Source organism: Nostoc sp. FACHB-888 (genome assembly GCF_014696655.1).
In the GTDB taxonomy this organism is placed as follows: Bacteria; Cyanobacteriota; Cyanobacteriia; order Cyanobacteriales; family Nostocaceae; genus Nostoc.
The window spans coordinates 16,613-34,047 of the sequence record NZ_JACJQM010000062.1; the positions used below are offsets into that span (position 1 = coordinate 16,613).

19 protein-coding genes are annotated in these 17,435 nt (G+C 42.9%); 11 read left to right on the top strand and 8 right to left on the bottom strand.

What is annotated here, in order from left to right; genetic code table 11:
- Positions 1 to 257 precede the first annotated feature (257 nt).
- Together H6G26_RS26695 and H6G26_RS42845 are read right to left on the bottom strand one after the other, a co-directional pair.
- The gene (locus H6G26_RS26695) at positions 258 to 476 is read right to left on the bottom strand and encodes a hypothetical protein (protein WP_190732865.1); all 219 of its coding nucleotides are present in this window, start codon (positions 474 to 476) and stop codon (positions 258 to 260) included.
- A 1,013-nt stretch (positions 477 to 1,489) separates the two neighbouring features.
- Positions 1,490 to 1,945, bottom strand: coding sequence for a hypothetical protein (locus H6G26_RS42845; protein ID WP_242053881.1), 456 nt, complete (start codon positions 1,943 to 1,945; stop codon positions 1,490 to 1,492).
- Positions 1,946 to 2,028: 83 nt separating this feature from the next.
- On the opposite strand from H6G26_RS42845, the gene H6G26_RS26705 reads away from it, so the two are divergent.
- Positions 2,029 to 2,190, top strand: coding sequence for a hypothetical protein (locus tag H6G26_RS26705; RefSeq protein ID WP_206757557.1), 162 nt, complete (start codon positions 2,029 to 2,031; stop codon positions 2,188 to 2,190).
- 36 nt (positions 2,191 to 2,226) lie between these two features.
- Here H6G26_RS26705 and H6G26_RS26710 read toward each other — a convergent pair whose 3' ends face one another.
- Positions 2,227 to 2,586, bottom strand: a complete 360-nt coding sequence (locus tag H6G26_RS26710; protein ID WP_190732868.1) for a CopG family transcriptional regulator — start codon at positions 2,584 to 2,586, stop codon at positions 2,227 to 2,229.
- Positions 2,583 to 3,227 (bottom strand): AAA family ATPase, encoded by a 645-nt coding sequence (locus H6G26_RS26715; RefSeq protein WP_190732870.1) that lies wholly within the window; start codon positions 3,225 to 3,227, stop codon positions 2,583 to 2,585. The genes H6G26_RS26710 and H6G26_RS26715 overlap by 4 nt, the downstream gene beginning before the upstream one ends.
- A 179-nt stretch (positions 3,228 to 3,406) precedes the next feature.
- Here H6G26_RS26715 and H6G26_RS26720 point away from each other — a divergent pair, with 179 nt between their 5' ends.
- On the top strand, positions 3,407 to 3,568 hold the full coding sequence (locus H6G26_RS26720; RefSeq protein ID WP_190732872.1) for a hypothetical protein: 162 nt from the start codon (positions 3,407 to 3,409) through the stop codon (positions 3,566 to 3,568).
- Positions 3,569 to 4,907: 1,339 nt separating this feature from the next.
- On the opposite strand, the gene H6G26_RS26725 is transcribed toward H6G26_RS26720, so the two are convergent.
- On the bottom strand, positions 4,908 to 5,396 hold the full coding sequence (locus tag H6G26_RS26725) for a hypothetical protein (protein ID WP_190732874.1): 489 nt from the start codon (positions 5,394 to 5,396) through the stop codon (positions 4,908 to 4,910).
- A gap of 444 nt (positions 5,397 to 5,840) precedes the next feature.
- Between H6G26_RS26725 and mobV the strand changes: the two genes are divergently transcribed.
- Entirely contained in the window at positions 5,841 to 7,562 is a 1,722-nt protein-coding gene (gene mobV, locus H6G26_RS26730; protein WP_190732876.1) for a MobV family relaxase, read from the top strand.
- Between the two features lie 290 nt (positions 7,563 to 7,852).
- Here mobV and H6G26_RS26735 read toward each other — a convergent pair whose 3' ends face one another.
- Entirely contained in the window at positions 7,853 to 9,619 is a 1,767-nt protein-coding gene (locus H6G26_RS26735; RefSeq protein ID WP_190732878.1) for a pentapeptide repeat-containing protein, read from the bottom strand.
- A 104-nt stretch (positions 9,620 to 9,723) separates the two neighbouring features.
- Here H6G26_RS26735 and H6G26_RS26740 point away from each other — a divergent pair, with 104 nt between their 5' ends.
- Positions 9,724 to 10,011: a hypothetical protein gene (locus H6G26_RS26740; protein ID WP_190732880.1), complete on the top strand. Its 288-nt coding sequence runs from the start codon at positions 9,724 to 9,726 to the stop codon at positions 10,009 to 10,011.
- Here H6G26_RS26740 and H6G26_RS26745 read toward each other — a convergent pair.
- Both H6G26_RS26745 and H6G26_RS26750 read right to left on the bottom strand, forming a co-directional pair.
- Positions 10,003 to 13,287, bottom strand: a complete 3,285-nt coding sequence (locus tag H6G26_RS26745; protein ID WP_242053882.1) for a DUF5906 domain-containing protein — start codon at positions 13,285 to 13,287, stop codon at positions 10,003 to 10,005. The two genes, H6G26_RS26740 and H6G26_RS26745, sit on opposite strands and share 9 nt — an antisense overlap.
- Positions 13,288 to 13,675: 388 nt before the next feature.
- Positions 13,676 to 14,080, bottom strand: coding sequence for a hypothetical protein (locus H6G26_RS26750; RefSeq protein ID WP_190732882.1), 405 nt, complete (start codon positions 14,078 to 14,080; stop codon positions 13,676 to 13,678).
- 59 nt (positions 14,081 to 14,139) lie between these two features.
- Here H6G26_RS26750 and H6G26_RS26755 point away from each other — a divergent pair, with 59 nt between their 5' ends.
- The 7 genes from H6G26_RS26755 to H6G26_RS26785 all read left to right on the top strand — a co-directional run bounded on the left by H6G26_RS26755 (position 14,140) and on the right by H6G26_RS26785 (position 17,270).
- Positions 14,140 to 15,165 (top strand): ParM/StbA family protein, encoded by a 1,026-nt coding sequence (locus tag H6G26_RS26755; RefSeq protein WP_190732884.1) that lies wholly within the window; start codon positions 14,140 to 14,142, stop codon positions 15,163 to 15,165.
- A 3-nt stretch (positions 15,166 to 15,168) separates the two neighbouring features.
- The gene (locus tag H6G26_RS26760; protein ID WP_190732886.1) at positions 15,169 to 15,399 is read left to right on the top strand and encodes a hypothetical protein; all 231 of its coding nucleotides are present in this window, start codon (positions 15,169 to 15,171) and stop codon (positions 15,397 to 15,399) included.
- A 2-nt stretch (positions 15,400 to 15,401) separates the two neighbouring features.
- On the top strand, positions 15,402 to 15,617 hold the full coding sequence (locus H6G26_RS26765) for a hypothetical protein (RefSeq protein WP_190732888.1): 216 nt from the start codon (positions 15,402 to 15,404) through the stop codon (positions 15,615 to 15,617).
- Positions 15,614 to 15,889 carry a hypothetical protein gene (locus tag H6G26_RS26770; RefSeq protein WP_190732890.1) on the top strand — a complete coding sequence of 92 codons (276 nt, stop codon included), beginning with the start codon at positions 15,614 to 15,616 and terminating at the stop codon, positions 15,887 to 15,889. The genes H6G26_RS26765 and H6G26_RS26770 overlap by 4 nt, the downstream gene beginning before the upstream one ends.
- Entirely contained in the window at positions 15,870 to 16,055 is a 186-nt protein-coding gene (locus H6G26_RS26775; protein ID WP_190732892.1) for a hypothetical protein, read from the top strand. Before H6G26_RS26770 ends, H6G26_RS26775 begins: the two co-directional genes overlap by 20 nt.
- Before the next feature lie 91 nt (positions 16,056 to 16,146).
- A complete protein-coding gene (locus H6G26_RS26780; RefSeq protein ID WP_190732894.1) occupies positions 16,147 to 16,590 on the top strand; it encodes a hypothetical protein in 444 nt (147 codons plus the stop codon).
- A gap of 8 nt (positions 16,591 to 16,598) precedes the next feature.
- Positions 16,599 to 17,270: a hypothetical protein gene (locus H6G26_RS26785; protein WP_190732896.1), complete on the top strand. Its 672-nt coding sequence runs from the start codon at positions 16,599 to 16,601 to the stop codon at positions 17,268 to 17,270.
- Positions 17,271 to 17,435: the final 165 nt, after the last annotated feature.

Below are 17,435 nucleotides of genomic sequence, written 5' to 3' on the forward strand. Positions count from 1 at the left end.
CAATATCCTGCTTTTAAGTCACGAGGTTGGCGAGGCATCTGTCACTTATGATCGAGGGATTCAAGCAAGGATACCAAGAGCGTGAGCATTATTAACCCCCAATTTTTGAGAATGCGATGCGATCGCTCACCTAATTACCATCTTCAAGTGAGCCATCTGCGAATGCTGCCAGCCGTCACTAATTGCCTTCGCATATAAACAAAGGCGATCGCAGCCACAGACTGGATCGCCTTTTGATTTTCAGTTAGTGCTTAAAGCTACTTGGGTGAACAAGCCAGCTTTTCAAATCGGATGTGTGGAAGTGGGAAAATCTTAACATCCAATTCAGCTCCGCACTCTGCCGTTGCCATAACCCAAACCCCGGCCAATGCAATTACACCAGTAACAATAAGCGCGACTATCCCAGTTTTTTTGTTGGGATCTGGCTTATTGGGTTCCTTGCGGGAATCTGATTTTTTCTGTACAGTGTTCGTCAATGGTTTCTATTCCTTAGTGATTGAGGTTAATTGAGGCCAATTGAGAACAGAGATCAATTAGGTGATTATTTGGTCGATTGGTACTGGTAATACCAATCGAACCTCACCTAATAGCTCTGCTTCACGTTTCAATCAGATAAAGGCTTAAGAGGCGCTGTGACCTAGAAATCAATAGCGCTTCTTAATTTCTCCAAACTGATTTAAGCCATAGTATCACCAGCGCGGAGATTTGGAACAAGACTTTAACCGATTTTGTATCACATTAATACATTTAGCTTTGTTTTTAGCTAAATCTCTTCCATCAACTCATGAAAGAAAAACGAACAAAAAAAGGCGATCACATCCCTAATCACCTTTGCTTTTGAGTCCAGTGATTCTTTCAGAACAGCACCAGAACCACAGGCTGGATCAGAGGGTGAGGGAAGAGATCAGTTTCTTAGAGGAAAAGGCGACCCAGTGCGTAGTTTACCGCCGTAGGCATCGCCTTGGCATTGAGCCGAGATGTCTGTAAATTCGGAAATAGAAACTGAAAAGCCTTGCTAATTCTAGGTTTCAAAGATTGTGTACTTATATCAATTGCCGTTTCAAATAGTCGGTAAATATTTGGCATCAAGGGTACATAATTGCTGTAACCATTGAAATATCTGGTGTTAAAGGAATCTTAGTAGCTAGCGATCACTGCCGTTTCTGGGGAACTTACGCTATTGATTTTGATTTTTACCAACTTTCGATGATTGAATAGTTTCATTCGTCATACTCAAAACCCCTAAAAAATCAATGTTACTCTGCTATCAAATACCAACTTTTACCCAAATGTTGGTATTTGAGAAAGTAAAAACCATTTTTTTAGTAAAAATGTACTAAACTCTGACTCCTTGTAACCTTCCTATAGTTGCGTAAAACAGGAGTTCCTCAAAAAGCTGAGAGCTATATATAACAAGCTTTTCTAGCCTCTATTTCCGCATTTGCAGGGATCTCGGCTCAATGCCGCCTTCATTTTGGAAACGTGTTTCCTATTTAGCTGCTGTTTCAGGTGATTTGTTGCAAGCCTCCTTTTTAAGTTGAAAGTCCAAAAGAGACGAAGGAGAAGACTTGAAGTTTACTGATGCTCCGCAGTTAGATGACTCAACTACAGAAAGAACGCGTTGAGCTACTACTGCTCCAACAAGTCCGCTAACAACGATGCCAGCTATTAAAACAAGAGGTGAAGTTACTTCGAGCGTTGTTTTTCCCAAAGTATTTTTCACTCTCGTAGCGAGGTTAACCTTGGGCAGGTCAGCCTTTGGCTTATTATTAGAGTTAGTTTGCTTAGAATTGGCAATGTTCGCCATTTTTCCCTTCCTTTTGTTAATGTATTTGGATTTGAGAGCTGGTTTGGTTGCACCCAGACCAGCTTTTAACTGACCACCAGTTTGTCTGGTTTTAACTGGTAAATAGTGGGCAAGTATAAGTTTTTGGTTTTTCGCCAAATTAATAACCTTCTTGCAGATAGTGTCACCAGGTGTACAAACTTAATTAGTCAACCTTGCCGCATCTGTTATTCCCACCTAATATGATTTCTGTGGATCTTTTAGTGGGAGTAGCAAGACCGTTCACAAATAGAGTTCCTTACATAACTTTTGTCAGGGTTAAAGCCAACTGGCTTTACCTGGGGGTGCTGGTATTGCAGGAAAAAGTAGGCGATCGCAGTCATTACAACCGGATCGCCTCATAAATACTTAAATACTGCATTACTGCATCAATTACTGCATTAATCTTCTACTTCCTTAAGTGCTTCATCCAGTAAAAGCCTTATAATCTCAACCTTTTTCCTATTTGTTCTGGCTGCTAGCACAGACAACTTACGATGCGTTGATTCAGACAAATCAACAGTTAATCTGATTGTTGGCTCTTTGGAAGGTTGTTGAAGTTGAGACATGAGATTAAACTTAGCTGGTTGCGGGGCGGATATAGGTGATACAGGTAATATAGATTGTGGTATAGGTTCCTGCTCTAGTGTTGGCTGAGTCTCGCTTTGAGTGTCAGAGTTTGCAGTCTCCTGGTTTGAAGAACCATAAACAAACTCACGGGCAAGGGCATCATCTAGGGGCTTTCGCTTTTTGGCAGTCATGACAACATCCCCAAGATTTCCTTAAATAACCGCTCATACTCCCGTGCTGATTCTGCCGCTTGACGGCCAGGTAAATCCCAAATTGTTGCAGCTTGACCAAAAGTATCTGCGATCGCTTGTTTCTGGTGAATCACAGTTTTTAGTACCGTCGCTTCTTTGGATTTAGATAGAAGTGCGATCGCTTCACCCAGTAACTTTGTACCTTTGACAGCACGACTGATGAATATAGCGGCTTGGGGCGCACCACCACGAACAGACTGAGCTTGCCTGATTAACCTAACAGCGTCACTGGCTGACTGCAAATCTAACCCTGTGGGCTGACAGGGAACTACAGCTAGATCGGCTCTAAATAATATTGCTCTGCTAGCCTCAGATAAACCAGCTGGGCCATCTACTATTAGATGATCGCATTGGGTTGCTAATTCTGGGATTTGCTCTAAGAGTTCATCGGGTGATTGCAACACAGTTGTGGGAATATTACTATCCTCCATCGACTGAAGCCAAATTGAGCTGCTACGTTGAGCATCAGCATCTAGCAAATGGATTTTGTGATCTTTGCGGGATAACCAACACGCTAGATGGACGGCAGACGTAGATTTTGAGCAGCCCCCTTTTTGATTGACAAGGGCAATTATTGACATACTGCATTACTGCATCACTGAATTGATGCAGTAAGCATAACTTAAAAAAGCAAACCAAAAATTTTTTTAGAAGTCTTACCATTTAGCGTCTAGATAGTTTGCTTCCTGATTCACAAGGGCTAAAACCGCCACCCTTAAGTTCATTTTCCAAAGTTTGTGGTTTAGTGTAAAAGCGTGCAATGCTTAGTTTCTTGTTTGGTGCAGGTTCTGTTTATGGCGTTATTCGCACTGAACAACGCCAGCATCAGTCAATTAACCAAAATCAGTCGATTGAGCAGGAGTGTCAAGTATTGCCACAGGGCAAACAAATTCCTACACTACGTAGGGATATGAAGGACTAGTTAAGCGTCACAGTCTGGTAAAACTTCACAATACAACCCGTGATTTCACCAGACTGTATGCCTGACAATGTTGGCTCAACCAATAATCTTTCTGCCCGTAAGAGCCACCGACTCCGAGAGCGTAGCGGTCACGAGTTCGTCGGTTCAACACGGCTACTGACGGGTCTACTCTAAAAATCGCATTCCATTCTTGTGATCAAACCTGACCTGGAAATTATCTTCAGTACAGTATTGTCTGCCTAGACACAATAAGAATACTTGATACAAAAATGAGTATTGCGGGTAGCAATAGGGAGTATTTAGGCGGAGAATTTCTGTTTTGCTTCAAACGGATGCTCACACCTTTTGGATCAAAAATGAGTATTTGCGCGTCATCTAAAGCCAAATTATTGCTATTAATCAACTCTTGAGCAAAACTCTACTTTTTCATATTACTTTATACTACATTTGTAGCCAAAAAACTGCACTCCACTTGTGAGTTACACCAAAACTATGCTGCAAACACCACTTGTTAGATATGTTTTATGTAGTTTATCGGTATTGAAATAGTAGTTCTAAATACCTTGCTCAAGTGGTAGCTGTTGGGTAGCTCAACTGGTGACACACAGCTACCAGTTGAGTAGTAAAAAAGCGAGTTTTTGAAAATTTGATTATTCCCCAACTGGTAGCTGTAGAGTAGCCCTACAGCTACCAGTTGAGCATAAAACTTTTCTCGAAAAATTCTGGTGTAATGCTCACTGAATATGACTTACAGCAAATTTTGACCGCTGGATTCATTCTCAATAACTTCAAAATTATTGAGAATATATAATACACTTGTGTTGCAATTGTGCTTCAATAATTCTTTCATTAACTTAAGCCAGCCCACTTAACATCCGATTTTTTTTCTTCATGCCTGAATAGAAATTGTTCATCTTACAATCTCCACCCTTGCTAATAGAGATGAAACTTGTTTTAAGTAGTGAAATTGTCTGATTAGTCACAGTTACAAATAGCAGACATTTTGCACCTAAAACCCCGATTCATATACAAAATGTCTGCTATTTTGCACAGCTTATACACGCTTTAAACTGTTATAGCTGTCAAGGAACTTTGACTATTCAGTACAAAATGTCTGCTATTTTGCACATCGCTTTTTTGAAAAATTGGTGTCTAATACATACACCAACTACCCTTTAGCCATTTTTATCAAACTGGCTCATTCTCAATAACTCTAAAATTATTGAGAATTTATAATACGTTTGTGTTGCAAATGTGTTTCAAAAATTCTTTCATTAACTTAACTCAGGACACCTAACATCGGATGATTTTTCTTTAGTCAATGTACTTTTTTCAACTACTACTCAATACCAAACAGTCTGCTTATCTGTTTCATTTCCTCCGAAGGTTTTATATCTACTATCCAATCAACATCATCCTCATCATCCTCATCATCCTCATCCTCATCAGTGGACAGGTGCAAGTCATTTGAGAACTCCCTGGAGTTCTCATTAGTCTTTGTAGTGGGATTTACAGTTGAAGGAGAAGGACTTAGAACTGTTGTGTAGTCTGGAAGTAATTTTTCTATTCCACCTATTCTTCTGATTGTGGCAAGTTTCGCTTCTAATTTCTCAATTGCTGACCAACAAGCTTTCTGTAATTCCGGCTGATTGACTTGACCCTCCAAAGCTTCCGCCAACCAAAAAGCTGTTATCGCTTCTATGGCAAACTCAGTCGCTGATCTATTAGAAGGATGGTTCAATAAATAATCAATCACCTTCCCCTCCCATGAATTACTCTTGCGTTTAATCCTGGGTAACTCAACATAGGAATTTTGCTGTTGACTCATATCTTTACCTCACTCAGTACAAAAAGTATTTTTTGTATAAAAACAAATCAATATTTGAGATGAGTATAAATGTGGCTTTATTAATGATAATAGCGGTTATTTTGTATATAAATGTGGTGTTTTTCGACAAAAAAATGTCAACTAACTTACATAAGATTTCCCCCTAATAGTGTATTTATTGCGTGTCATTGTGGTGTGTAGGGAAAAAGAATTACTAGAACCCCTAAATGCGCCCAAGAGAGCTAAAAACCCTACAGAGCAGGCTTTTTAGCAGCAGAGGGGGTTTTGTGACCGCCAAATTTTGCGCTCGGTAGCTATGATTTAGGTGTACCCACTACACCTTTTTGCCCTGGCGGGTGGCTTGCGCCATTTCTCCCTGACGGTCGAAACAAAAAGGTTCCGTGGGGTCTGCGACGCAATTGCACTCAATCACTCAAAAGTGGCATGGCTTACGCTATTGCAAGGATTAAAAAGCTCAAGCGTAGTAACTTGGCAGGCAGTGAAGCGCACACCGCACGGGAGCGAGAAACACCCAACGCTAATCCAGATAAACAAAATATCAGATTCATTGGCACTAACAACCCAACGCTCTCATTAGATCAGTTGGTGATGGAAAAGATAGGGGAGCAGAAGCGGAAGATTCGCCCCGATGCGGTTTACTGCACTGAGATTTTATTGACTGCCAGCCCCGAATATTTCCGTCCTAACTGCCCAACACAAGCGGGTTACTATGAGCAGGACAAAGTTGATTCCTGGCTGACTGCTTCACAACAATGGTTAGATTCGCGGTACGGCTCACGCATTGTCAGGGCAGAATTACACTTGGATGAAGCGACACCCCATATTCACGCTTACTTTGTTCCCCTCGATGAGAAAGGTCAACTAAGGGCCAAGCACTTCTTCGACGGTCGTCAGAAGATGAGGCAGTTTCAAGATTCCTACTCAGAAGCTACAGAACATCTGGGGTTAGAGCGTGGCATTAAGGGCAGTAGGGCGCAACACCAGGAAATCAAGGACTTTTACAGCATTGTTAATGCTGGCATAGAACCAGATACCAGCCTCACCCAGTTGCAACTGCAAGCTAAAGCGGCTGACCGGGATAGGGCGCAAGCCAAAAAACAACAGATGGAAGCCACCGCCAAGGCTTTGGCTCTTGAAAATGAACTCAAAGACAGACGCATCAAGGAATTAGAGGCACAAGTAGCTTTTTGGCAGCAGCAAACTCAACAACTGCGCGACTTGGACTTAGAGGATGTCGCCTGGGAGTTGGGGCTAAATTACGAGCGTGAGCGGTGGCGGGGTCACGGACACATCATTAATATAGATGGGCCCAAATTCTATGACTTTGCTCCCGAACACTCCAAAGGCTCAGGCGGTGCGATTGATTTGGTAATGCACGTTAATCAGTGCAATTTCCGGCAAGCGGTTGTCTGGTTACATGAGCGTTTTGGGTCAGCTGGGGTGGAACGTGCAGCGATCGCTCACGTTAAGAATAGGGCAGCTGACATTATCCAGACTGAACCACGTCCCCAATTCGCCCCACCTGTTGAAGATAAAGCTAACTGGTCTGCCGTTGAACATTACCTCAATCAATTTCGGGGCATCCCCTCTGACTGTATTCAAATGCTGAAAAACCAGGGGCTAGTTTACGCTGATCAGCAACAAAATGCTGTTTTTGTCATGCGGAATCTTGAGGGTCAACGTAACGGTGCATTCCTACGGGGAACTAGGGGAGAGAACAACAGCTTTAAGGGATACTCTAAAGGCACTAAGCGCAGTGATAGCTGGTTTTACTTCCACTTGGGGGGTAAGGCTGATGATAAAACCTCAACAGCGATTCTATGTAAGTCCCCCATCGATGCTATTTCAAGAGCCATGCTGGAGTATCTTATCAGGGGCGATGTCCCACCCGAAAGAACAGTTTATATGGCTATTGATGACATTAAGAGCTTACCACTTGAGCGATTGCGGAAAGTTCCTAATATACTGGTGGCGTTTGGTAACGAGAAAAGCGCTGATGCAGCAGCACAGCGTGTATTAGAACTAATGCCACAGTCCCAAATCAAAAAATCTAAAGCCAGTGATTGGAATCAGCAGCTACTTGATTATGGGCAACAGCAGCAGCAACAGCAACGCCAGCAGGAGGATGATGAATTGAGTCTTTAATTAAAATCTTTTTTGTAGTGCTGATGTAGTTTTTAGTAGTACGAGGGTATGGAACAACCCCACTGGTTTTACACTTCCTTTAGTTTGGGCATTGGGCATAGGACATTGGAGATCGGGCGGTTACACCGGAGAGTATAACTGCAATTAACTACAAATAGCACATTATTAATCTAAGTATTGTTTAAAATTTTTATCGTTATTAAGAGTAAAAGAAGCTTCATCACACCAACAAGCCAAAGTAAATATCAAACGACAGGACAAAAAGCTTCTCCGTCCCCAATAGGTAAAGATTAGTGTGAAGGTGGCGGCAATTGCTGTGTAGCCCGTTGAGGTTGACTAGTTTCGGTTGGAATTGGAATTCCTAATTTATCTGCTATTTCCAAAACGTTATTGGTAAAATCAGCACTGTTTGCAACAACACCAAATACTGTACCAGCTATTGTTATTAATGCAAAAATACGAGCTTTGATTCTTTCCGGTTTTTGCTTTTCAGGTTTATTAATATCTTCTTGCAAGTCATCCAAATGTACTAAAACTTCTTCACGCTTATCTTGTGGGAACTCTTGTGCTTTCTCTCGTAGCGAGTTAATCAATCTAGTAATATCATCAATGCTTTGATTAATATTTTGAGAGAAGTTTTGTTGATTAAAAGTTAGCTTACTACCAGTTTGTGCTGTGTCTACAAACTGGATATTAGCATTTTTTTGGTCGTACTTGGATTGATAAGATTCTGACATAGAGCTACTCTCCGATGTGGCTTTAACATCAATAATATTTTGAATAGGTCTAGTAGCCATTTCTTTGGCAAGACTCATAATGCTTGCACTCTGCTCTTTATAAATTATTATTTGTTCATTTTTAGCTTGTAAATCTTTACGATACATTCCTTCAAGTGCATTTAGTTTTACTTCATATAGCTCTTTTATCCTGCACTCAATTTCAGCCTTATTAGCTTCTGGTAAAACTTCAAGCCGAACAACAAATGCACCACCGCTTTTCTTTTCAAAGGCTTGGACTGATAAGTTTTCTTCACCATATTCAGCCTGTAGTTCTTGAAACGAGAGAAGAAAAGCTTTCCAGTCAATACCATCAGTAAAAATTAAGTCAACTGTTTCTAAAGCTTTCTGAAAGAGCTTGGTAAACTCCCCAAGCCTAAACTCTCCGATGCTGGGACGACGTTCTTGAAAGTCATTTTTTAAGTAGACATACTGGCAATCAATATCATTTAATTTTGTAGCAGAGTTGATATTCCAATCTTCTAAACAAGCACCTGTAAACTTTGCTCCTGTAAAATCTGTTCCTAGTACTTGAGTTCTAATCAGTTTTGCCCCGATGAGGTTAGCCCCGATGAGGTCAAGTCCACTGAGGTTAGCCCTGCTGAGGTTAGCCCTGCTGAGATTAGCCCCACTGAGGTTAGCCCCACTGAGGTTAGCCCTGCTGAGGTCAAGTCCACTGAGGTTAGCCCTGCTGAGGTTAGCCCTGCTGAGGTTAGCCCTGCTGAGGTTAGCCCCGTTGAGGTTAGCCCCGTTGAGGTTAGCTCCACTGAGGTCAACTTCCCTGAGGTCAACTTCCCTGAGGTTAGCCTCACTGAGGATAGCCCCACTGAGGAAAGCTCCACTGAGGTTAGCTCCACTGAGGTCAACTTCCCTGAGGTCAACTTTCCTGAGGTCAACTCTCCTGAGGTCAGCCCTGTTGAGGTTAGCCCCACTGAGGATAGCCCCACTGAAGATAGCTTCGTAGAGGAAAGCTTCACTGAGGTTAGCTCCACTGAGGTCAACTTCCCTGAGGTTAGCCATGATGAGCTTAGTTTTGATGAGGTTAGCTCCACTGAGGTTAGCCCCGTTGAGGTTAGCCCTGAAGAGGTCAGCTCCACTGAGGTCAACTTCCCTGAGGTTAGCTCCGCTGAGGTCAACTTCCCTGAGGTTAGCTCCGCTGAGGTCAACTCCTCTGAGGTTAGCCCCGTTGAAGCCAGTAATTATACGGGGATTGTTAAGTCTCCACTTATTCCAATATTGTACACCTTTCTTCAACCAAGCATTATGCTCCTCATTTACCACTGTGGATTCTCCTTATGTTCTATCCTTTGAATCTTCAATGGGGCATAACTATGAAAAGGTAATTTCAATTAACCTCATTAAAATCTAGAGCAGCAGGTTTGCTTTTGAATATAGCATTGGGGGTAGCATCCACACTGCTGATGCAGTCACCTGTGGGGAGAATGTCGGGAAATATTGGTTTGGCGACATTGGAACAAAAGCTGAACACACAAAGACTTGAGCCATTTAGCAACCCGCCAACAAAGTGCCTCGGCTTCAAGAAGCGCAGGCATCGCACAGACTGGAAACGGAAGTTTAATGACATTTCTCATAGGGAGAAAGCAGCACGAGATTGGGGCATCACCATGCCTCAAAATTTCCACAGACCTACCAGATTTAACGCCCTAATGTAGAAATTTTATCCAATCACTCCTAAAGATTTCTATGGAGCATAATTGACCTTTAAAGCCTCGATAGTCAATTGTTGCGCTACAGAAATATGTTTCCATTAGTTGAACGCTCTTAATGATTCCTACTTGCCACTTGCGAAGACTGTCATTGAAAAACTCAACTTTATCCCCACATTTCAAGAGAGAAGGCTCACCACTCAATGCCTCAATTATTCTATTTAACTGTGTTTTGGCTTGGGGGGTTGCCGTATTATCCTCAGTTGGCATACCCGCACCACTTTCTAGTTGATCCGCACCAGTGACGCAGGACTCTCCGCAGCAGTTTTCCAAGTCAGGTAAGGGTTCCGCATCACCCGCACCAGTTGAGGTGGCATATTCTTCTTTTTTCATTGGAGGAGAGAGCAATTCAATTTTCATCTCTTCCTCTTCAATGTTATTTTCCTGTAAATCTGAAAAAGTGGTGCGGGTGGTGCGGAAGTCCTGATTTTGCGGGGTTTCTGGTGCGGAAAGTGGTGCGGAAGTGGTGCGGGTTGAGTCTATTGTGGTGCGGGTAACTTCCAAAATGCCAATGCCTTTCAGTACTGGGATGTTTCTTTTAGCAATGTCACAGTACCTAGTTCCCTTGACAGCCTTGGGGAAGAGTTGAGCAATTCTAGCGATGACTTGGTTGATGCCCTTTACATTTTTGTCACTGGGTCTAACCTGTTCGCTCCACGTTCTGCGGTTGTTATCGGAATCTATAGTTAATGTGCCAGTTTGAGTGTAGTAATGTTCCAGTCTTACCCATAACTCTTTTGCAGTCATTTCCTTTCCAGGGACATAGCCTATGTTCGCGGCTTCTATGAAGTCAAATAGGTGATTATTTTCTTTCTGAAGGTTGTAGAAAGCATCAGTTGTACATTCGTAATCAATGCCTGATTCTATAAGATCGTTTAGTGCTTGAAGCATTTTATTTAGAAATGCTGGGGCAACATGCGTTCTAATAAAATCTTGGTCATAGCGAAATCTGGGGTCGCCTTTTATCTCGCTTGGATTATTTGGATCAGGATTATCTACAAAGGTTTTCCTGAATTCTAAAATTGCAATCCTATCTTTGATTGCTTGTATTACGCCTTGAAATGCGGGAGTCTCGTTTAAGTTGAAAATACCTATTGCGTTGGAAGAGAATTCTATATGGTCTTTCCCTTTCTGTTCGCAATGTAGTGTATCTCCAGTGACAAATAATTTTAAACTTTGAAGTCTATCAATCCTAGATGTTTGTGGGTTTTCAGAAGCCCAGTTAACTCGACTATATATAAGTGGGGCTAGTCCGAATTTTCTGCCTTCGTCATAAGATTGAAAGTCACCTAAAGAAACAGAAGTTAATCCGTTCTTTCCATAAATTGTTGATACACATTCGCGCAGAGCATCTTTACCATTAGAACCAAGACCAATTGCAAACATTGCTTTTACCTCTCTCCCTCTAAATTTCCTAACAGTTTCAAGGTCAAGGGATGCAGCAATATTTCTAAGAAATATTTCTTGTTGTGGCTTGTCTAAGCAAGCTAAAAGTTGCTCACAATATGTATCGTCAGCCGACGGGTCATATTCAATTAACGGTTCATAAATGAAGTAGTCCTGGGGCGTATGCGGGTCTAATCTTATTGTAAAATCCCTGCCTTCCCACTCAACTCTGACTATCCCATTAGTGCAATTTACCCCAGGAGGATTGATTAGTTCTGGGTCAATTTCTGTCCCCATTTTTACCCATTCCAAAACCTTCTTGACTGAACTAGGTGAAGCATAGGGACAAGACTTTTTACCCTGTTCGTTCTCGACCACAAAGGAATTGCAAAAATCATAAATCCTTTTGCGCTCTGTGGAATCTGGAGAGTGTTTGTAGTGGTTGCCAGTGTGAAAGTAAAGCTTATCAGCAGCACAAATCCAGTTCTTATCTCCGTAGAGAGCTTGAAAAGCTTGCTGGGTAAAGGCTACAACCGGATTTTGATCGTCATCATTAATGACGTTTACCTCTGCCTGTTGCTTACGCTGCGCTACAGCCGCGTGAATCTCCTGCTCTAGCCTGCGGATAAATTCTGGTGTTTCCATCTGCCCCAAGATTTCTTTGATGTCACTTGATTTATATGGTAAATCTGGGCAGATGTCGTTTGGGTTAATTCCAATAAATCCAATTCCTACTTCAGCCGCACAGTCAAGGCAAGTCTGGAGTTTCTTTAACCCAGTGTCATCGGGGTCATGCAGGAAAACGATTAATCCTATGCCTGCTTCAATTGCGCGTTGATATTCCGAGGTAATTGTTTTCTTATCCCAGGCACTACCTTGGAAGGTAAATCCAGCAAGCCCATGCTCTCGACCAACTTCTACGCACCCCTCCCCTTCGTGTTGGAGTAGTGCCGGGGTTCCATTTACTGATTTAGCGGCGGCGATCGCTTCATCAATGCGGTAAGCTTTCCAGGGTTCATCCCCTTTTCTCATCTCTGGAGTGCCATCTGGAAGCCTGTGCCATTGGCGGAAGGATTTATCTTTTCCCTTCTCTTTTATGTAATCCGCCCATTCATAGCGAATTACCCATTGGTTTTGTGAGTAAGGATAGATTGTTTGTGTTGCATTCCCTGGTATTCCCTTTGGTAGCTTGCAAGTTATGTTTTGAGTTTGGGGTATGTCAGTCGCCGCTTGGGTCAACATCACCAAACCTAATTCACCATCTGGAATTGGCGTACTTTTGGGCAAGATTCTCTTGGGCTTTGCTGCCAAACGGTTTAGGGATGGAGTGTAATTAGCCCCTGCCCTTTCTGCCACCACTTCAGCCCAAGGTTTAATCGCCTCTCTGATGTCCTTACACTCACAATTATTGAAGCATCTGTACTTCCCGGTTTCTGGGACAATAGATAAGTCATTACCGCCACAAACTGGACAAATAAACTTATTTTTAGCTTTGGACGGTTCTAGCTGATCTTGAAAATTTCGGATGTCGAATTTTTCAAATGCCTGTTGAGTTCTTGAGGCATTAGTTTTTTGTGGTGTACTGAACAGGCGTTTATTTTCTACACTGGCAGTTTTGGTACTGTGTGCTGCTAAATCTTGCTCCCCTGTGGCTGACTGTGCTACTTTAATCGGCTCAGAAATATTCGGGGTTGCGCCATGATCTAACAGTCCGGGCGCACTTTGCATTTCTAGCGTATTCATTTGTACTACTCCATGTTTTTTTTGTGTTTTTTGGAGTAGTTCTTTGCCGTTGTCGCCGCGTTCTGTTAGGTTAGAAGATGAAGAATTATACAAAAATAATCTGGTTGTAGTTTTTGTTGACTACTCGTGAACGATTTCCAGTCGTTCTTGGTGTTCGCCTCATCATCTAACTGAGCGCACCCGAAGCAGCAAGAGCTACTCCTTTTTTTTTGCACCCAAGCATTCAATCTGCTTGGGAATTTTCGTTTTTTAGCCAGTTTTTAAGCATTTTCCAGATGATTTTACTGTGTCCCGTTTTCCTGTGGGAGCAGTAATTTTCAAGTTGGTTCGTTCCCCCTACATACAAGACGTGATCATCTGCCAAGACAAAGCAAATACCAGGGCTGGTGAGTAAAGATTTCCCATTAGACAAGCAATGGAAGGGTGAGGGTAACGACAGAGGGCAGTGACAGGGGATATACCTCAGTGAAATTGATCATATTTAGTCGTTACTTGCATCCTTATTTTGCTTTTGATGCTTTCGTTTTTCTTGTACCCAGCTTTCGATAAGCTCTGCGACAACATCCTCCATAGTTACTTCCTCAGCAACACACATTTGCTTGAACTCCTTGTGAAGTTCTTTCGGAACTCGTGTTCTCAGATACTGCTTTTCTACCACATTTCGTGCGGATAAGTTCACAAATCCAATTGTATAACTTTTACTTAAGCTTACCTGGACATAGATAAAATATCCTAACCACAAAACCTCTAAACCGCAAGTCCGCAAGCGGATTTTAATGTTATCTTGTAAATGTGAGCCAAAAACCAAAAGTGGCGAAAACAACCGCAGATGGAAGCGGATAACAGACCCCGTAATCTGGATAGAACAGTAACCGCAGATATCCAAAGCTTTTTCACCACAAAGGTTTTACGAAAAATTGAAACAAATTTAAGGACTTCAATCAGATGGTAGATTTGGCATTAAGTCCCACTGTTGGGATTCTAGCCCCATCGTTGACCCCTGCTTCTTGGGATTGTGGTAACGGGTATTCTAAACTACATTTACCCCAAGGAGAGATACTTATTCCCTCCTACTTTAAACAAGTCATTGAAACGGACTCTAACGACTACGAAAGCTTAGGCAACGGTGCGGTAGTCGAATATCTTCAAGGCGAACGCTCTGATCTATCTGGCTCTAAGTGGTTGATTGGGGAGACTGCCGAAATCTACTGTAAGCAGTCATTTGGACGCATTGTTGATGACTTCAAAAACAAGATTACTTATGGGCTGCAAATGCTCTTAGGTGCAATTGCTCAAACTCCTAGACAGCAGAGCTATAACTTGTTTTTAGTCGCTTCATTGCATGACTCTCAAGCCTTTGCCCATGATCTAAAGAAAGCCTTGCAAGGTAAGCACATCGTCAAGTTTGATGGCAAAGACATTGTAAACGTTGATATCACCTGTCAAATAACAGAGGAAGGTGTAGGAGCATTGTTAGTTTCCCGCGCCCCTGGTCAGCAGAAAGTCGCGCTCATTGACCTGGGGCATGGAACTACGATCACCTCAATATTTGAAGGCAACAAACTATTACAAAATAGCCGCAAGATTGACACAGTAGGCGTTCACCATCTTTGTGAGACGATAGCGAATAACCTCCAAACCCGTCGCCACCTCGGTAAACCAGCTAACCCTCATCTGATCCGAGAGGGGATGAGCAAGAATTTTGTTTATGGAACCACCAATTGGGAGTTTTCAAGCATTTACTCATCAGAACTCAAGGGATGGCTTGCATCTTGTTTAGTGCCTGCGTGGAAGCATTTGCAATCCCGCGCTGATGACCTGGATGCTATTTACCTTGTGGGTGGCGGTGCAATGCTGCCATCGGTTAGTGCAATCGCATCTAGGCAAGGAATAGCACAGATTCCTAATTCCCAAACGGCCAATGCAATTGGGTTACTGAAATTAGCTGTTGCATCACTAAAGAAGGTTTAATTCATGGCGAAAGATAACCGGGTTTGCATCCCCAAAGATTTGATTGACCCCGTAAAGGCTGAGGCGGAAAAACTGCTTCTCACCGATGACCTGACCTCTGCTGTGACTTGGATTTTAAGGGCTTACTTTCGAGATAAAAATTCACTTTGCTGTCAGCACAAGCAACAACCCGCTCTAACTGACCAGTCCCAACCCGATAGCTTAAGTAACTTTGAGGATTTGTTCGTAGCGTAACCATGAAAATCAACAAAACACTTGGATTCTCTTTTGCCACTCTTGGCTTTCTAGCCCTTGGCTATTTCGGAGTGCAGCAGCTTGGCAGAAACAATATGTTCACCATCGCCGCAGTTGTGGGAGGTGCAGGGGCCATCAGCTATGTACTTCAGAAGCCGAGTCAGCCAGAAGCGCCAACCGCACCAATCAAAACCCAAAGGAAAGGAAAGAAGTCATGAGCCACCAAGACACCCAAAAGACACAGCCAAGCCTAACGACCACCGAAATCATGACCATCATCTTGGGTTGCGAACAGACTCTCAGATTTGTGCAAGCATCTCCCAATTACAAACAAATTGAAGCGTCCGAAAAGTTCAGCACATCGAATGACCTAAAAATGGGCGATGCCGTTCAAGCCTTGATGGAGATTCACGAAGCAATCCTAAATATCGAGTTCTATTCCCAAGTTGAGGGACAAACTTATGCTTTCAATGACAGCCTTGCAACGTAACCACCTCTATGAATTCCGTGGTCAACAACTCCGCTACAGCCATCGGTCTAATTGTGGAGTCAATGCGCCTTTCATTTTCAATGACTCCAAAGGCAAACGAAAAGAATTAAGCCAAACCCAAGTGCAGAGGGAGGTTTTTGAATTAAATGAGTTTTCTGAGAACTGATAATGAAGCGATTGCCCCGACCGACCAAAGTAAGTGCAATCGCCTCACCCGAAAGTGCATCAAGTACACATCGTTACAAGGATTCTAACAAATGACACTTGACTACAAAAATCCCCACGATTGGGGCAAATCGCCTCTGACCGACTCCGCCCTGAGAAAGCAGCAATTTAAAGCAGAAAATCCTGAACAATGGGCAGCAATGATTGAGGCGGATATTGAAGCACTTTCCAAACCAATATTCGAGAGTGAAGATTACCCACCTTTCACAGGAACGGAATTCTTAGCAACTCATCCAACCATCGATGACCATCCATACTCTGCTGCATTTGGTCAATTCTTGGGTAATGGGATTGACGCGGACATTGCAAATATATTGGCGTTTGGTGAGAAAAGATTTGATTTAATCTCTGATGATTTGGACGACCCCATAAGGCAATTAGCAACGAGAATTTATAGCCGATTTGAAGAGATGGGTTACTGGGATAAGTTGCCCCAATCATCCAGCAATATCGACTATGACTACATCCCTTATTAGGAGATAAAATGGCACGTAATTTTGGAGCAGCAAAACTCAAAAACCATATTCCCAACAATGCCCCCGGTACGTTAGGAGCAATGGGCAGACTGTTTGATGTCTCTGAATCTGACTTCAACAAAGCCCTCCTTGGCGACCAAACGGTAATCACCAAAATTGCAGACATGGCGCGACTGTCTGACACCGCTAAGGCCAATCTGCCTAAAGCTTTGGAGGCATATCGGAAGATTATTGAAACAACTGGCGATGTAAACCAAGCCTACGCCGAACTTGTGCAACTCACCCAGAAGCACGGAACGCAAACACTAAAGGCTATCAACACTAGTAAGACAGGAGAGCAGCGTTTCAAAAATGAGATGACCGAGATGCAGGCGGAACACGTCAATGCTACTACTGCCGAGGCCACCCGTCACGCTCAACGCTCATCCTTGATTCAGATATCTGGGGCTACAGCCGACCTTATGGCATTGGCTAAGTATGAAGTTGATTTAATCAAAGCTTCTAACAAACTGCCTGAAACACAAGATGCAGCAGATCGCGCTTACGAAAACGCCGTAACTACCGCACTGTGGACAAACGGTAGTGAAGCCAAGACTGACCGCATACCCAAGCCCAATTACTCGCGCACTGCTGGGATTAGCCGAGTAGGGCAGTGGTTCCGCAACTTCATGGGCATTTAACCCATAGGTAAGTCGAAAGCCAGTTGTTAGCAAAAACTCTGGCTTTTTCTGTTTCACCCCTCTTGCGAGGTAAACATGAATGAAATTGATTCCCTATTATCACAGTTCCAAAACACCAGTGAACAGTCCACACCGTTAATGTGGGGTGAAACTACTTCAGAAAAA